This window comes from Paraburkholderia sp. 31.1 (genome assembly GCF_014397645.1).
Taxonomy (GTDB): domain Bacteria; phylum Pseudomonadota; class Gammaproteobacteria; order Burkholderiales; family Burkholderiaceae; genus Paraburkholderia; species Paraburkholderia tuberum.
Map to the genome: position 1 here is coordinate 116,387 of NZ_VZQN01000005.1, position 12,739 is coordinate 129,125.

Sequence of the window (12,739 nt, forward strand, 5' to 3'; positions counted from 1 at the left end):
CGCATTCCTGGTCCCGTCACTACGCATCCGTCAAACCATGCCACTCGACCCGAACTACCCACGCGATCTGATCGGCTACGGCCGCCACCCGGTGCATCCGAACTGGCCGGGGCGAGCGCGCGTTGCGGTGCAATTCGTCCTCAATTACGAAGAGGGCGGCGAAAACTGCGTGCTGCACGGCGATCCCGGTTCCGAGCAGTTCCTGTCGGAGATCGTGGGCGCGGCGGCGTATCCGGCGCGGCACATGAGCATGGAGTCGATCTACGAATACGGCTCGCGCGCGGGCGTGTGGCGCATTCTGCGCGAATTCGAAAGGCGCGACCTGCCGCTGACGGTGTTCGGCGTCGGCATGGCGATCGAACGGCATCCGGAAGTTGCGCGGGCGTTCGTCGAACTCGGACATGAGATCGCGTGCCACGGCTATCGCTGGATTCACTATCAGGACATGTCGCCGGAGCAGGAGGCGCAGCACATGCGCCTCGGCATGGAGGCGATCGAGCGCGTGACCGGCGTGCGGCCGCTCGGCTGGTACACCGGCCGCGACAGTCCGAATACCCATCGGCTGGTCGCCGAATATGGCGGCTTCCTGTACGACTCCGATTACTACGGCGACGACCTGCCGTTCTGGATGGACGTCGAGGTGGCGGGCGGTAAGACCGTGCCGCAACTGATCGTGCCGTACACGCTCGACACCAACGACATGCGCTTCGCCACCCCGCAAGGCTTCAACACCGCGGACCACTTCTTCACCTACCTGCGCGACGCATTCGACGTGCTGTACGAAGAGGGCGACGAAGTGCCGAAGATGCTGTCGATCGGGATGCACTGCCGGCTGCTCGGGCGGCCGGGTCGTTTCCGGGCGCTGCAGCGCTTTCTCGACCACATCGAACAGCACGATCGCGTATGGGTGTCGCGGCGCGTCGATATCGCCCGGCACTGGCACGAAACTCATCCTTACCAGCAAGACAACCGCGAGGCTGCGGCATGAAGGCGATGCAATACACCCTGGACCAACTCAACAGGATCTCGACCGACGCATTCGTCGCGGCGCTGTCGGGCATCTTCGAGCACTCGCCGTGGGTCGCCGAAGTCGCGGCGCGGGAGCGGCCGTTCGCGAGCATCGACGAGCTGCATCGCAGGATGTCGCAGATCGTCGAAACGTCTGGCGAGGACAAGCAGCTCGCGCTGATCAACGCGCACCCGGAGCTGGCCGGCAAGGCCGCGGTGCGCGGCGAGCTGACCGCCGAGTCGACGCGCGAGCAAAGCGGCGCGGGTCTCGCGCAATGCACGCAGGAAGAGTTCGATAAGCTGCATGCGCTCAATCAAGCGTATCGCGAGAAATTCGGTTTTCCGTTCATTCTCGCGGTGCGCGGCTACGACCGCCACGGCATCATCGCGGACTTCGAATCGCGCGTGAACAACAGCCGCGCCGACGAACTGCGCGCGAGCCTCGATCAGATCTATCGCATTGCACGTTTGCGGCTCGACGACCTGATCGGCGCGTGACGCGCATTGCGTCACGCAGCGAGCCGTAACGTTTTTCCCGCACCAATCGATCTCAAGGACGACAAAGATGGCACTTCCGATTCTCGACCCCAACGCACCGGAATTCACGCGCCGTTACGTGAACCTGGCGGACCCGCGTCTGGGCGCGCAGGCGCTCGAGGCCAGCGACGAATTCTTCGCGCCGAAGGACCGCATGCTGAATCCGGAACCGGCCGTCTTCATTCCGGGCAAGTACGACGACAACGGCAAGTGGATGGACGGCTGGGAAACGCGTCGCAAGCGCACGACCGGCTACGACTGGTGCATCGTCAAGCTCGCGCGGCCCGGCGTGATCAAGGGACTCGACCTCGACACGAGCCACTTCACCGGCAACTTCCCGCCGGCGGCGTCGGTGGAAGCGGCGCGCGTTGCGGATGGCGAGCCGAATCAGGCGACGCAATGGACCGAGATCGTGCCGTCGACCACGTTGCAGGGCAATAGCCACCACTACCTCGAAGTCGGCGACGCGAGCGCGTACACGCATCTGCGCGTGAACATCTATCCGGACGGCGGCATCGCGCGTCTGCGTGTTTACGGTCAGCCGCAGGTCGACTGGGCCGGCGCGAGCCGCACCGAGCAGTTCGATCTCGCGGCGATGGAAAACGGCGCGTATCTGGTCGGCGCGAACAACCAGCACTTCGGCGCGGCCTCGACGCTGCTGATGCCGGGTCGCGGCATGAATATGGGCGACGGCTGGGAAACGCGTCGTCGTCGCGAGCCGGGCAACGACTGGGCGATCATCGCGCTCGCGCAGCCGGGCGTGATCCGCAAGATCGAAGTCGATACCGCGCACTTCAAGGGCAATTATCCGGATCGCTGCTCGATCCAGGCCGCGTACGTGAAGGGCGGGACCGACAGCTCGCTCGTCACGCAGGCGATGTTCTGGCCGGTGCTGCTCGGCGAACAGAAACTGCAGATGGACGAGCAGCATTTCTTCGAGAGCGAGATCGCGACGCTCGGGCCCGTTACGCATGTGCGCTTCAACATCTATCCGGACGGCGGCGTGTCGCGTCTGCGTCTGTGGGGTACGCTCGAATGAAAACGCTCGCCATCGAAGCGCTGACGAAAGCGGCGTTCGCCGCATTCGGCGACGTGATCGAACTCGAAGGCGCGAAGCAGATTCCGATCAACCTCGGCACGACGATCCGCTATCACGACCTCGCGAAGGTCGACGTGGCCGACGAGCACGGCCGCGCGCTCGTCAATCTGTTTCGTGGCCAGCCGCGCACGCTGCCGTTCGAAGTGAAGATGCTCGAGCGTCATCCGCTTGGCAGCCAGGCGTTCGTGCCGCTCAACGACAAGCCGTATCTGGTCGTCGTCGCGCCCGCGGGCGAACTCGACACGAAGAAGATCCGCGCGTTCGTCACCACTGGCTGGCAGGGCGTCAACTACGCGAAAGGCGTGTGGCACCATCCGCTGATCGCATTGGGCGAGACGAGCGACTTTATCGTCGTCGATCGTGGCGGCGAGGGGCTCAATCTGAACGAGCAGGATCTGGCGGAGTCGCTGTGGCTCACGGAAGATGCGCTGAGCGCGGTGGCGGTTTGATGGCGATGCAGCTGCCGGGTCGCCGGCAGCGTTGCGGTTCGAAGAACAGGCCCGCGACGTGCGTTACGTCGTGGGCTTTTTTGCATGGATGGCGATCACTTGCGCCTGCCAAGCAGCGGCGAATGCCCAATGACTTCCCTTGACCGCTCGGGCGGCTCCGGCGCCGAAAATCCCGCTGCTTCGATAGCCGGCTTGAGCCCCCTGAATTGCAGGCTTTTCTTCGGCGAGCGCAGCGATGTCATGCCGTCGTCCCAAGCATGCAGCATCTGCTTGGCGAGCGCACGCCACTGCGGTTCGTTGCGCGCTGCTTCGATCAACTCGTGGCCGACGTCGACAGCGGAGTCGCACAGCGCTTCAACCATCTGCGCATATTGCCGCGGGGCGATGCCCATGCGCGTGTTGAAAAATCGTTCCAGCGTTTTACCGGCTGCCCAGGTTTTGCGGCCGTCGACAGGCAGCCCGGGCGGATTGGCTGCGAAGCGCGGATAAGCCTGGGTCGTCACGACATCGTAGACGGGCGTGAACGCGACATCGTCGACCGAGGTATAGAACAGTGCGACGTTCTTGGTGTGGCAGTCCGCATTGCGCACGACGTAGTTCGTCAGCAAATGCCAGCCGAGCTGCTGGAGTTGCATCCGCATGGTGTCGCGATCGAGCAGATACGCTCTTGCCGCGTTGAGCATTTTCTCGCTCGTCGAATGGTATTTTTCGTGCGGCGGCAAGCCGAGCAGACCGCACAAGTCTTCGACGCCATACGCCGGCAGTCCCTGCGCGTCGACATCGAAGCGCTCGACGACGAGCGCCCTGCCATCGTCCGACATCCGCGTGCGCGCAACGGGCGCCACCCCCAGCCGCTCCAGCACCCGCATCGAATGGAACTCGTTGAAACCGAGAAAGGGCGTGTTGTCGTCCGAACCTTTGACGATGTGACGGCTCGTTCGAATCGTCGGCTTACCGAGCTGCACCGGTGTCGATGCGGCAGACTGCGCCTGCGGCGCGATGAACTTCGGCACGACGCCCGAAATGGCCGCTCGCGCGTATTCACGTACGAGTTGCGCGAAATGTTCGGCGGTGTTGTCGCCGTGCAGGATGTGCTGGACGTCGAGCGCCTGGAGTTCGGTGCCCGGCGCCACGCCTTCGGGCGTCACGGTGACCCGGCCGATCCCCATCGAGCCGACGACGGCGAGCAGTGACAGATCGGTTCCATCGAGCAAGGGCCCGAATCGCTCGCGGATCAGATTCAGCAGATAGCCTTCGGGCAGGTTCTGCCGGAAAAACGGATGCAGGTCGCGTGGCCAGCGCCAAGGCTCTTCGCGCACCGGCATCGTCAGGCTGACGAAGTCGGCCGCGCTCGCATCGCCGTTATATTTGAGGACATAGTCGTCGCGCTCGCGAAACAGCGTGGCAACGTTCTTGCCTAGCACCTGAACGTCGAGCTTCATGGCTGCGCGTCCGGGCTGCGCTGTTCAGCGAGGATGTCTTCCAGCGTGCGGCCATGTCCATGCGCGACGAACTTGAGGTCGTAACCGGCAACCTCGAGCAGGCGCACGAGCACGGACACGCTCATATCGTTCCTGGCGAGCGTTTCCATCCGCGCGACGGTCGTGCGGGCCACGCCCGCGCGGCGCCCAAGTTCTTCCTGCGATAGTTTGCTGTCGCGTCGCACGGCTTTCAGCATGTCCGAGACATCGGCAAGGGTGGTCATTTGTAGCCTCAGGGCGTCAAACTCAACGTATTTGACATTTATTGTAGCCCAAGAGACACAACAAGGTTATTCGTATTTGTGTCTCTTGGGCTACATTTTATGTATCTTTGGCGATTTTTGTAGCCCAAGGGCGACAAATTCAGCACGTCACCTTCTCAAACAACAACGGGCTTGCCGCTCTCGCGACAAGCCCGCTTCGCACTCCAGCCTCTGCCTCGGCACCGGCTCCGTGATCCGGACAGACGTCCTTACTTCGCCGCGCCGCCTTCGAACCACGCGGCGATCTTCATCCGCTCGTCGTCGGTCATATGCGTGACGTTGCCGAGCGGCATCGCCTTCAACGTGACCGCCTGCTGGTAAATGCGCTGCGCGTTCTGCGAAATTTCGTCGGGCGTATCCATCAGCACGCCGGCGGGCGCGCTGCCCATCATCGTCGGATGCGCGGAGTGGCAGGCCACGCAGCGCTGCTGCAGCACCGGCGCGATGTCGGCGACCTTCAGCGTCGGCGCGTTGGCGGCCTGCGCCTGCGGCACCACCGGACGCGGCATGGTCCACACGAGTGCCGTGCACATCAGCGCGACGCCGACGAGCGGCAGATACCACAACACCTGGCCGCGATGGCGCATCACGAAGAACTGACGGATCAGCGCACCGGCCAGCATGATGACGACGAGCACCGCCCAGTTGTACGGATGCGTGTAGGTCATCGCGTAGTGGTTCGACAGCATCGCGAACACGACCGGCAGCGTGAAATACGTGTTGTGCACCGAGCGCTGCTTGCCGCGCTTACCGTAGATCGGGTTCGGCGTGTCGCCCTTCAGCATCGCGTCGACCATCTTGCGCTGGCCCGGAATGATCACGAAGAACACGTTGGCCGACATGATCGTCGCGAGCATCGCGCCCACGATCAGATACGCTGCGCGGCCCGCGAAGATATGGCAGGCGAGATACGCCGCGATCAGCACATAAACGCCGACACAGATGCCGAGAAGTTTGTCGCGTGTGCCGAGAATGCGGCACAGCGAGTCGTAGACGATCCAGCCGGCCGCGAGGAAGCCGATCGCCGAGGCGACGGCGACCACCGGCCCCATGTCGAGCACGTTCCTGTCGATCAGGTAGGTGCTCGGCGAGAACAGATACAGCACGGTAAAGAGACCGAAGCCCGACAGCCACGTCGTGTACGACGGCCATTTCGACCAGTGCAGGTCTTCGGGCATTTCGGGCGGCGCGACCGTGTACTTCTGCATGTTGTAGAAGCCGCCGCCGTGCACGTGCCACAGCTCGCCGAACACGCCGCGACGGCGCTGGTTCGGATCGGTCGGCGGCTTCAGGCTATTGTCGAGCGCGACGAAATAGAACGATTCGCCGATCCATGCAATGGCGGCGATGACGTGGAACCAGCGAATCGCGAGGTTCAACCAGTCGGTGATAAAGCCTTCCATGAAACTCCTCCACTTCTGATTCGTTGCGTGCGCGATGACGTTCGACGTCGTCGGTCATCGCGCCGACTGCGGATAGAAGACGCAGCGCGGGTTGTTATGGGTATCGCGGGGCGTTGTGCCTGTCCAGGTCTGTTCGTGCCGGTTCGGACGCGGCTCGCATCCAGCAGGGCTAGCTGCCCCGATACGTGCTGTACGAAAACGGCGACACCAGCAGCGGCACGTGATAGTGCGCGTCGGCATCGGCGACGCCGAAGCGCAGCACGACGCAATCGACGAAGCGTGGTTCCGGCACCTTCGTGCCGAGCGAGGCGAAGTAGTCGCCCGCGCCGAACACGAGTTCGTACTCGCCCGCGACGAGCGCGTCGCCTTCGAGCAGCGGCTCGTCGCAGCGGCCGTCGTGATTGGTGACAGTGGTTTTGAGCGCGCGGCGCGTGTCGCCCGCGAGCGCGAAGAGTTCGACCTTGATGCCTGCGCCGGGACGGCCGTTCGCGGTGTCGAGCACGTGGGTAGTGAGCTTGCCCATTCGCAATTGTCCTTGTGTGAATGCGAGGTGTCGGCGGCGGCCCGATCCATTACGTTTGCGGCGGATCGAGGCTCCACGTCAGTGGCTACATACCCGTCGGCGAATCGAAGCGAGCGCCGTGGCAGCCATTGTAGAAAGGATGCTCTGTCCCGAGCGCGAGCGATAGGAAAGATAATGGTTCGCGCATGATGGACAGCCAGACGAAAGCCGCGCCGGCTCATCGGCCGATCGTACCGGCGCCAAAATTGCACCACTATATTGGCGGTGTGAAGTTGGGTATCGCAACCGCGCGGGTTGTCAGCGGGATTTTGGCTACCGAAGGTAAGCGCTGTGCGGCGCGACACACCCGTGCAAAGGCAGGCTTTTGGCACGGACAACCCCGAAGACGGCGACTCACGCTGGGTAACCGGGCCAATGGCGTTCAACGGAACGCGACGGCACGGTGGCGTGCCGCCGCATCGCGTTCGAACGGCTTTGCATGCAGGCAATCAGGCGGACAGACGAATGACGATGAATGAAGCACTGAAACAACCCGGTAAGACGATGCTCGTGAAGCACGCGGACGTGCTGGTCACGATGGATGACGAGCGGCGCGAACTGCGCGACGCCGGGCTGTATATCGAGGACAACCGGATCGTCGCGGTCGGACCGACCGCGCAACTGCCGCAATCGGCCGACCAGGTACTCGACCTGCACGGCCATCTCGTGATTCCGGGCCTCGTCAACACGCATCACCACATGTACCAGAGCCTCACGCGCGCGATTCCCGCCGCGCAGAACGCCGAGTTGTTCGGCTGGCTCACGAACCTGTACAAAGTGTGGGCGAACCTCACGCCTGACATGATCGAAGTATCGACGCTGACCGCGATGGCCGAGCTGCTGCTGTCGGGCTGCACGACGTCGAGCGACCATTTGTACATCTATCCGAACGGCAGCCGTCTCGACGACAGCATCGCGGCCGCGCGCCGAATCGGCATGCGCTTTCATGCTGCGCGCGGCAGCATGAGCGTGGGACGCAAGGACGGCGGCCTGCCGCCCGATTCGGTGGTCGAGCGCGAAGCGGACATCATGAAGGACACGCAGCGTCTGATCGAGACGTATCACGACGATGGGCGCTACTCCATGCTGCGCGTCGTCGTGGCGCCGTGCTCGCCGTTTTCGGTGAGCCGCGACCTGATGCGCGAATCGGCGGCGCTCGCGCGCCAGTACGGCGTGTCGCTGCATACGCATCTGGCGGAGAACCTCAACGACGTCGAGTACAGCCGCGAGAAGTTCGGCATGACGCCGGCCGAGTATGCGCACGATCTCGGCTGGGTCGGCCATGACGTATGGCATGCGCACTGCGTGCAACTCGACGACGCGGGCATTGCGCTGTTCGCGCGCACCGGCACCGGCGTCGCGCACTGTCCGTGCTCGAACATGCGGCTCGCGTCGGGCATCGCGCCGGTCAAGCGCATGCGGCTCGCGGGCGTGCCGGTTGGGCTCGGCGTCGACGGTTCGGCGTCGAACGACGGTGCGCAGATGGTCGCCGAAGTGCGCCAGGCGCTGCTGCTGCAGCGAGTCGGTTTTGGGCCCGATGCGATGACCGCGCGCGAGGCGCTCGAAATCGCGACCCTGGGTGGTGCGCGCGTGCTCAATCGCGACGACATCGGCGCTCTCGCGCCCGGCATGGCCGCGGATTTCGTCGCGTTCGATCTGCGTCAGCCGCATTTTGCCGGCGCGCTGCACGATCCGGTGGCGGCTCTGGTATTCTGCGCGCCGTCGCAGGTCAGCTATAGCGTGATCGACGGCAAGGTGGTGGTGAAGAATGGGCAGTTGGGGACGCTCGAACTCGGGCCGGTGATCGAGCGGCATAACGCGCTCGCGCGGCAGCTTTACGAGGCGGCCGCTTGAGCTCGAGCGGAACGGGCGGCACTCGCGCCGCGCCGCGCCGCGCGCAAGCCGCGAGTCGCTGATCCGTGAGCGGCGGCGCCAGTGCGATCGGCACCGCATGCGGCGTCAGGACTTGTCGATCAACGTCCGGGTCGCCTCGCCAACCACGCCGCGCAGCCAGCGCACTTCGTCGGAGTAATGCACGCGCTCGTGCCACAGCTGGTAGTACTGCATCGGCGGAAAGTCGAGTGGCGCGGCCACCACGGTCAGCGGCAGGAACTTCGCGTAGTAGTCGGCAAAGAGGCGCGTCGTCGTGAAGATCAGATCGGATTTGATCAGCACGTACGGCGCGAGATTGAAGTAGGGCAACGTGACGACCACATGGCGCTTGAGCCGCTCGCGCGCGAGATGCACGTCGATCGCGCCGCGCTGGCCGACCGAATACGGCGTCGGCGCGAGATGTGGCGCGTTCAGGTACTGGTCGAGCGTGAGCCCGCCGCGTTTGGCGAACGGATGCGTGTTGCTCATCAGGCACACGATCTGATCGACGAACAGGTTCGACAGATGCAACTGCTCGGGCGGCTCCGGCCAGTTGCCGACCACGATGTCGAGCTTGCCGTCCTCGAGCGCGAGTTCGTAGTCGAACGCGGGGCCGAGCGAATGGAATTCGAGCGTCGCGTTCGGTGCGGCCTTGCGGAAACGTTCGACGACCGTCGGCACGAACAGCACGTTCAGGTAGTCAGGACAGCCGATCCGGTAGCAGCGGATCGACGTGGCCGGATCGAAGTTGTGCTGCTGGAACTTGATGCGCTCGATTTCGCGCAGCGCGTTCTGCACCGGTTCGAGCAGGCGCAGACCGTACTCGGTCGGCACCATGCCGGACTTGCCGCGCACCAGCAGCGGGTCGCCGGTGATGTCGCGCAGACGGCGCAGCGCCGCGCTGATGGCGGGTTGGGACTGGTTCAGTTTGACGGCGGCGCGGGTGACGCTGCGCTCCATCAGTAGCGTGTGCAACACGCGCAGCAGGTACGTGTCGATCGCCTCGCGTTGCTGGCTCATGGATTCTCCGAATATATGTGCAGGCTGATCGAACGAACGTGGGGGTATATGCGTTTTAATATGGACGAAAAACGGCGTCAAGGGCGATATACCCGCAGAGCTTGTAGCGGCGGGGGTTTGCGGGAATTTTGTCAACTCGACTGAGTGGGGCGAATTAGGTATTGTCATCCGGTTGTGGTGACGGATCGCCCGCCGGCGGCAAGCAGCGTCACGAACGCACTACGGAATCTCATGAGCGACACTCCACTTAGCGACGGCGCGCAACTCACCGGCCAGGCGGTGCCTCGGCTCGCGCTGACGGGCATCACGAAGCAGTACCCGGCCGTGCGCGCCAACGACGACGTCACGCTCGTCGTCGCGCCCGGCGAAATCCACGCGGTGCTCGGCGAGAACGGCGCGGGCAAGAGCACGCTGATGAAGATCATCTACGGCGCCGTGCGACCCGACGCCGGCGAGATCCGTTGGGAAGGCGAGACGGTCGAGATCGCGAGTCCGGCGGCCGCCCGCAAGCTCGGCGTCGGCATGGTGTTCCAGCACTTCTCGCTGTTCGAGACGCTGACGGTCGGCGAAAACATCGCGCTCGCGCTCGACGAACCGTTCGATCTGAAGACGTTGGCCAAACGCATTCGCGAGGTGTCGGCCGACTACGGGCTCGACATCGATCCGCAGCGGCATGTCCACAGCCTCACCGTCGGCGAGCGGCAGCGTGTCGAAATCGTGCGCTGCCTGCTGCAGAATCCGCGTCTGTTGATCATGGACGAACCGACCTCGGTGCTGACGCCGCAGGCGGTCCGCAAGCTCTTCACGACGCTGCGCCGGCTCGCGGCCGAGGGCTGCAGCATCCTCTACATCAGCCACAAGCTCGACGAAATCCAGGAGTTGTGCGACACCGCGACGGTGATGCGCGGCGGTCGCGTGACCGGCCATGTGACGCCGAAGAACGAGACGCATGCATCGCTCGCGCAGTTGATGGTCGGCCACTCGCTGCCGGACTACACGCGGCGCGAGCACAAGCCGGGCGCGGTGCTGCTCGATGTCAGGCAGTTGTCGGTCGCGAGCGACGATCCGTTCGGCACCTCGTTGCGCGACGTGTCGTTCAGCGTGCATGCGGGCGAGATCTTCGGCATTGCCGGTGTGTCGGGCAACGGGCAGGCGGAACTGCTCGCGGCGTTGTCCGGCGAGAAGCGCGCTGAAAAACGCAGCCTGCCGGCCGACACGATCGCGATCTGCGGCAAACCGGCCGCGCGCCTCGGCGCGGGCGGGCGGCGCGCGCTCGGCTTCGGCTTCGTGCCCGAAGAGCGGCTCGGCCGCGGCGCGGTGCCGGCGATGAGCCTCGCCGACAACGCGCTGCTCACCGCGCATCGGCAGAGCATGGTCAACTCGGGCTGGATCAAAACGGGTGTGATGCGCGCATTCGCGAAGCGCTGCATCGACGCGTTCGACGTGCGCTGCGGCGGCGCCGACGCGCTCGCGCAAAGTCTGTCGGGCGGCAATCTGCAGAAATACATCATGGGCCGCGAGATTTTGCAGGCGCCGAAGGTGCTCGTGGTCGCGCAGCCGACGTGGGGCGTCGATGTCGGCGCGTCGGCGTTCATCCGTCAGCAACTGCTCGATCTGTCGGCGCGCGGCGTTGCGATTCTGGTGATCTCGGAGGAACTGGAAGAGCTGTTCGATATCTGCGATCGCATCGCGGTGCTCGCGGGCGGGCGGCTTTCGCCGGTGCGCGCGACCGGTGCGACCAACGCCGAGGAAATCGGCCGCTGGATGGCGGGGCTGTTCGGCGACCGCGAGGGCGCGGCGCCCGCGGCGGATCAACCGGCGCATGCATGAGGCTAGGCGTTGCCCGCCGGCCACGCCAACACGCTAACCACGCACGCGAATGCGGACCCTGAAGAACAGAACCCGAACAAATACACGCTACCCATGATGCTTCCCTATCGACTCGAAGCCCGCACGTCGCCGTCGCGCACGATGCAGCTCGCCGTGCCGCTGATCGCCGCGTTGCTGACGCTCGCGATCGGCTTCCTGATCTTCGGCCTCGTCGGCCGCGACCCGTTGCAGGCGATGCACGGGTTTTTCATCGAGCCGCTGTCGAGCATCAACGGCTGGTCGGAGCTGCTGCTGAAGGCGTCGCCGCTGTGCCTGATCGGCCTCGGTCTCGCGATCGGCTATCGCGCGAACGTGTGGAACATCGGCGCCGAAGGGCAGATGCTGCTCGGCGGCATCGCGGCGAGCGGCGTCGCAATCTATTTCGATCAGGCGAGCGGCTGGTGGATCCTGCCGACCATGATGGCGGCCGGCATCCTCGGCGGCATGGCGTGGGCCGCGATTCCGGCGTTTCTGAAGAGCCGCTTCAATACCAACGAGATTCTCGTGAGCCTGATGCTCACGTACGTCGCGACGCAACTGCTGATCTATCTCGTGAGCGGCCCATGGCGCGATCCGCAGGGCATGAACTTCCCGCTGTCGGAGATGTTCAGCGGCGACGCGCTGTTTCCGACGCTGTATGGCGACTGGCACTGGAAATTTCTGCGTGGCACGCGCCTGAACGCGTCCGTGTTCCTCACGCTGATCGCGATTCCGCTCGTCTGGCTGTTCATGCGCAAGAGCTTCGCGGGCTACCGGATGAACGTTGGCGGACTTGCGCCGCTCGCCGCGCGTTACGCCGGTTTCTCCGACAAGAAGACGATCTGGACGTCGCTGCTGATTAGCGGCGGCCTCGCGGGCCTCGCCGGTATGGGCGAAATCGCCGGTCCGATCGGCCAGTTGCAGGCGACGTGGTCGCCGGGCTACGGCTTCACCGCGATCATCGTCGTGTTCGTCGGCAGGCTGCATCCGCTCGGCATCGTGCTCGCCAGTCTGCTGATGGCGTTGCTGTATCTCGGCGGCGAAGCGGTGCAGACCTCGATGCAATTGCCGCAGGCGCTCTCGGGCGTGTTCCAGGGGCTGCTGCTGTTCTGCCTGCTCGGCGCCGACCTGTTCGTGAACTACCGCGTGCGGCGCCGCTCGGCCGCAGCAGTGGCTCGTTAAGTTTGCCAATCAGCT

Annotated in this window: 12 protein-coding genes; 7 read left to right on the top strand and 5 right to left on the bottom strand. The window is 64.5% G+C overall.

What is annotated here, in order from left to right; translation table 11 throughout:
* Nucleotides 1-37 precede the first annotated feature (37 nt).
* The 4 genes from puuE (at nucleotide 38) to F6X37_RS04835 (ending at nucleotide 3,093) form a co-directional block, all read left to right on the top strand.
* Nucleotides 38-988: an allantoinase PuuE gene (puuE, locus tag F6X37_RS04820; RefSeq protein WP_187610500.1), complete on the top strand. Its 951-nt coding sequence runs from the start codon at nucleotides 38-40 to the stop codon at nucleotides 986-988.
* The gene (gene uraD / locus F6X37_RS04825; protein ID WP_090800522.1) at nucleotides 985-1,506 is read left to right on the top strand and encodes a 2-oxo-4-hydroxy-4-carboxy-5-ureidoimidazoline decarboxylase; all 522 of its coding nucleotides are present in this window, start codon (nucleotides 985-987) and stop codon (nucleotides 1,504-1,506) included. Before puuE ends, uraD begins: the two co-directional genes overlap by 4 nt.
* Before the next feature lie 67 nt (nucleotides 1,507-1,573).
* Nucleotides 1,574-2,584 carry an allantoicase gene (gene alc / locus F6X37_RS04830; RefSeq protein ID WP_187610501.1) on the top strand — a complete coding sequence of 337 codons (1,011 nt, stop codon included), beginning with the start codon at nucleotides 1,574-1,576 and terminating at the stop codon, nucleotides 2,582-2,584.
* Nucleotides 2,581-3,093 (top strand): ureidoglycolate lyase, encoded by a 513-nt coding sequence (locus tag F6X37_RS04835; protein ID WP_187610502.1) that lies wholly within the window; start codon nucleotides 2,581-2,583, stop codon nucleotides 3,091-3,093. The genes alc and F6X37_RS04835 overlap by 4 nt, the downstream gene beginning before the upstream one ends.
* Nucleotides 3,094-3,188: 95 nt before the next feature.
* Here F6X37_RS04835 and F6X37_RS04840 read toward each other — a convergent pair whose 3' ends face one another.
* From F6X37_RS04840 to uraH, 4 genes are all read right to left on the bottom strand, one after another.
* Complete coding sequence (locus tag F6X37_RS04840; RefSeq protein ID WP_187610503.1) at nucleotides 3,189-4,535, bottom strand: type II toxin-antitoxin system HipA family toxin; 1,347 nt, start codon at nucleotides 4,533-4,535, stop codon at nucleotides 3,189-3,191.
* Nucleotides 4,532-4,798 carry a helix-turn-helix domain-containing protein gene (locus tag F6X37_RS04845; protein ID WP_090800516.1) on the bottom strand — a complete coding sequence of 89 codons (267 nt, stop codon included), beginning with the start codon at nucleotides 4,796-4,798 and terminating at the stop codon, nucleotides 4,532-4,534. The genes F6X37_RS04840 and F6X37_RS04845 overlap by 4 nt, the downstream gene beginning before the upstream one ends.
* Nucleotides 4,799-5,046: 248 nt before the next feature.
* Complete coding sequence (locus F6X37_RS04850) at nucleotides 5,047-6,240, bottom strand: urate hydroxylase PuuD (protein WP_184066073.1); 1,194 nt, start codon at nucleotides 6,238-6,240, stop codon at nucleotides 5,047-5,049.
* 169 nt (nucleotides 6,241-6,409) lie between these two features.
* A complete protein-coding gene (gene uraH, locus F6X37_RS04855; protein WP_187610504.1) occupies nucleotides 6,410-6,763 on the bottom strand; it encodes a hydroxyisourate hydrolase in 354 nt (117 codons plus the stop codon).
* 504 nt (nucleotides 6,764-7,267) lie between these two features.
* On the opposite strand from uraH, the gene F6X37_RS04860 reads away from it, so the two are divergent.
* A complete protein-coding gene (locus tag F6X37_RS04860; RefSeq protein WP_262419803.1) occupies nucleotides 7,268-8,656 on the top strand; it encodes an 8-oxoguanine deaminase in 1,389 nt (462 codons plus the stop codon).
* A 105-nt stretch (nucleotides 8,657-8,761) separates the two neighbouring features.
* Here the strand turns inward: F6X37_RS04860 and F6X37_RS04865 are convergent, their stop codons facing one another.
* Nucleotides 8,762-9,694, bottom strand: a complete 933-nt coding sequence (locus tag F6X37_RS04865; RefSeq protein ID WP_187610505.1) for a LysR substrate-binding domain-containing protein — start codon at nucleotides 9,692-9,694, stop codon at nucleotides 8,762-8,764.
* 231 nt (nucleotides 9,695-9,925) lie between these two features.
* Here F6X37_RS04865 and F6X37_RS04870 point away from each other — a divergent pair, with 231 nt between their 5' ends.
* The gene (locus F6X37_RS04870) at nucleotides 9,926-11,524 is read left to right on the top strand and encodes an ABC transporter ATP-binding protein (protein ID WP_187610506.1); all 1,599 of its coding nucleotides are present in this window, start codon (nucleotides 9,926-9,928) and stop codon (nucleotides 11,522-11,524) included.
* Nucleotides 11,525-11,617: 93 nt separating this feature from the next.
* On the top strand, nucleotides 11,618-12,724 hold the full coding sequence (locus F6X37_RS04875; protein WP_090805345.1) for an ABC transporter permease: 1,107 nt from the start codon (nucleotides 11,618-11,620) through the stop codon (nucleotides 12,722-12,724).
* The last annotated feature ends 15 nt before the right edge of the window (nucleotides 12,725-12,739 follow it).

Coding starts and splice junctions, on each gene's coding strand:
- alc (WP_187610501.1), top strand. CDS start 1,574: ATGGCACTTCCGATTCTCGACCCCAACGCACCGGAATTCACGCGCCGT.
- F6X37_RS04865 (WP_187610505.1), bottom strand. CDS start 9,694: ATGAGCCAGCAACGCGAGGCGATCGACACGTACCTGCTGCGCGTGTTG.
- F6X37_RS04840 (WP_187610503.1), bottom strand. CDS start 4,535: ATGAAGCTCGACGTTCAGGTGCTAGGCAAGAACGTTGCCACGCTGTTT.
- F6X37_RS04875 (WP_090805345.1), top strand. CDS start 11,618: ATGATGCTTCCCTATCGACTCGAAGCCCGCACGTCGCCGTCGCGCACG.
- F6X37_RS04870 (WP_187610506.1), top strand. CDS start 9,926: ATGAGCGACACTCCACTTAGCGACGGCGCGCAACTCACCGGCCAGGCG.
- F6X37_RS04845 (WP_090800516.1), bottom strand. CDS start 4,798: ATGACCACCCTTGCCGATGTCTCGGACATGCTGAAAGCCGTGCGACGC.
- uraH (WP_187610504.1), bottom strand. CDS start 6,763: ATGGGCAAGCTCACTACCCACGTGCTCGACACCGCGAACGGCCGTCCC.
- uraD (WP_090800522.1), top strand. CDS start 985: ATGAAGGCGATGCAATACACCCTGGACCAACTCAACAGGATCTCGACC.
- puuE (WP_187610500.1), top strand. CDS start 38: ATGCCACTCGACCCGAACTACCCACGCGATCTGATCGGCTACGGCCGC.
- F6X37_RS04835 (WP_187610502.1), top strand. CDS start 2,581: ATGAAAACGCTCGCCATCGAAGCGCTGACGAAAGCGGCGTTCGCCGCA.
- F6X37_RS04850 (WP_184066073.1), bottom strand. CDS start 6,240: ATGGAAGGCTTTATCACCGACTGGTTGAACCTCGCGATTCGCTGGTTC.
- F6X37_RS04860 (WP_262419803.1), top strand. CDS start 7,268: ATGACGATGAATGAAGCACTGAAACAACCCGGTAAGACGATGCTCGTG.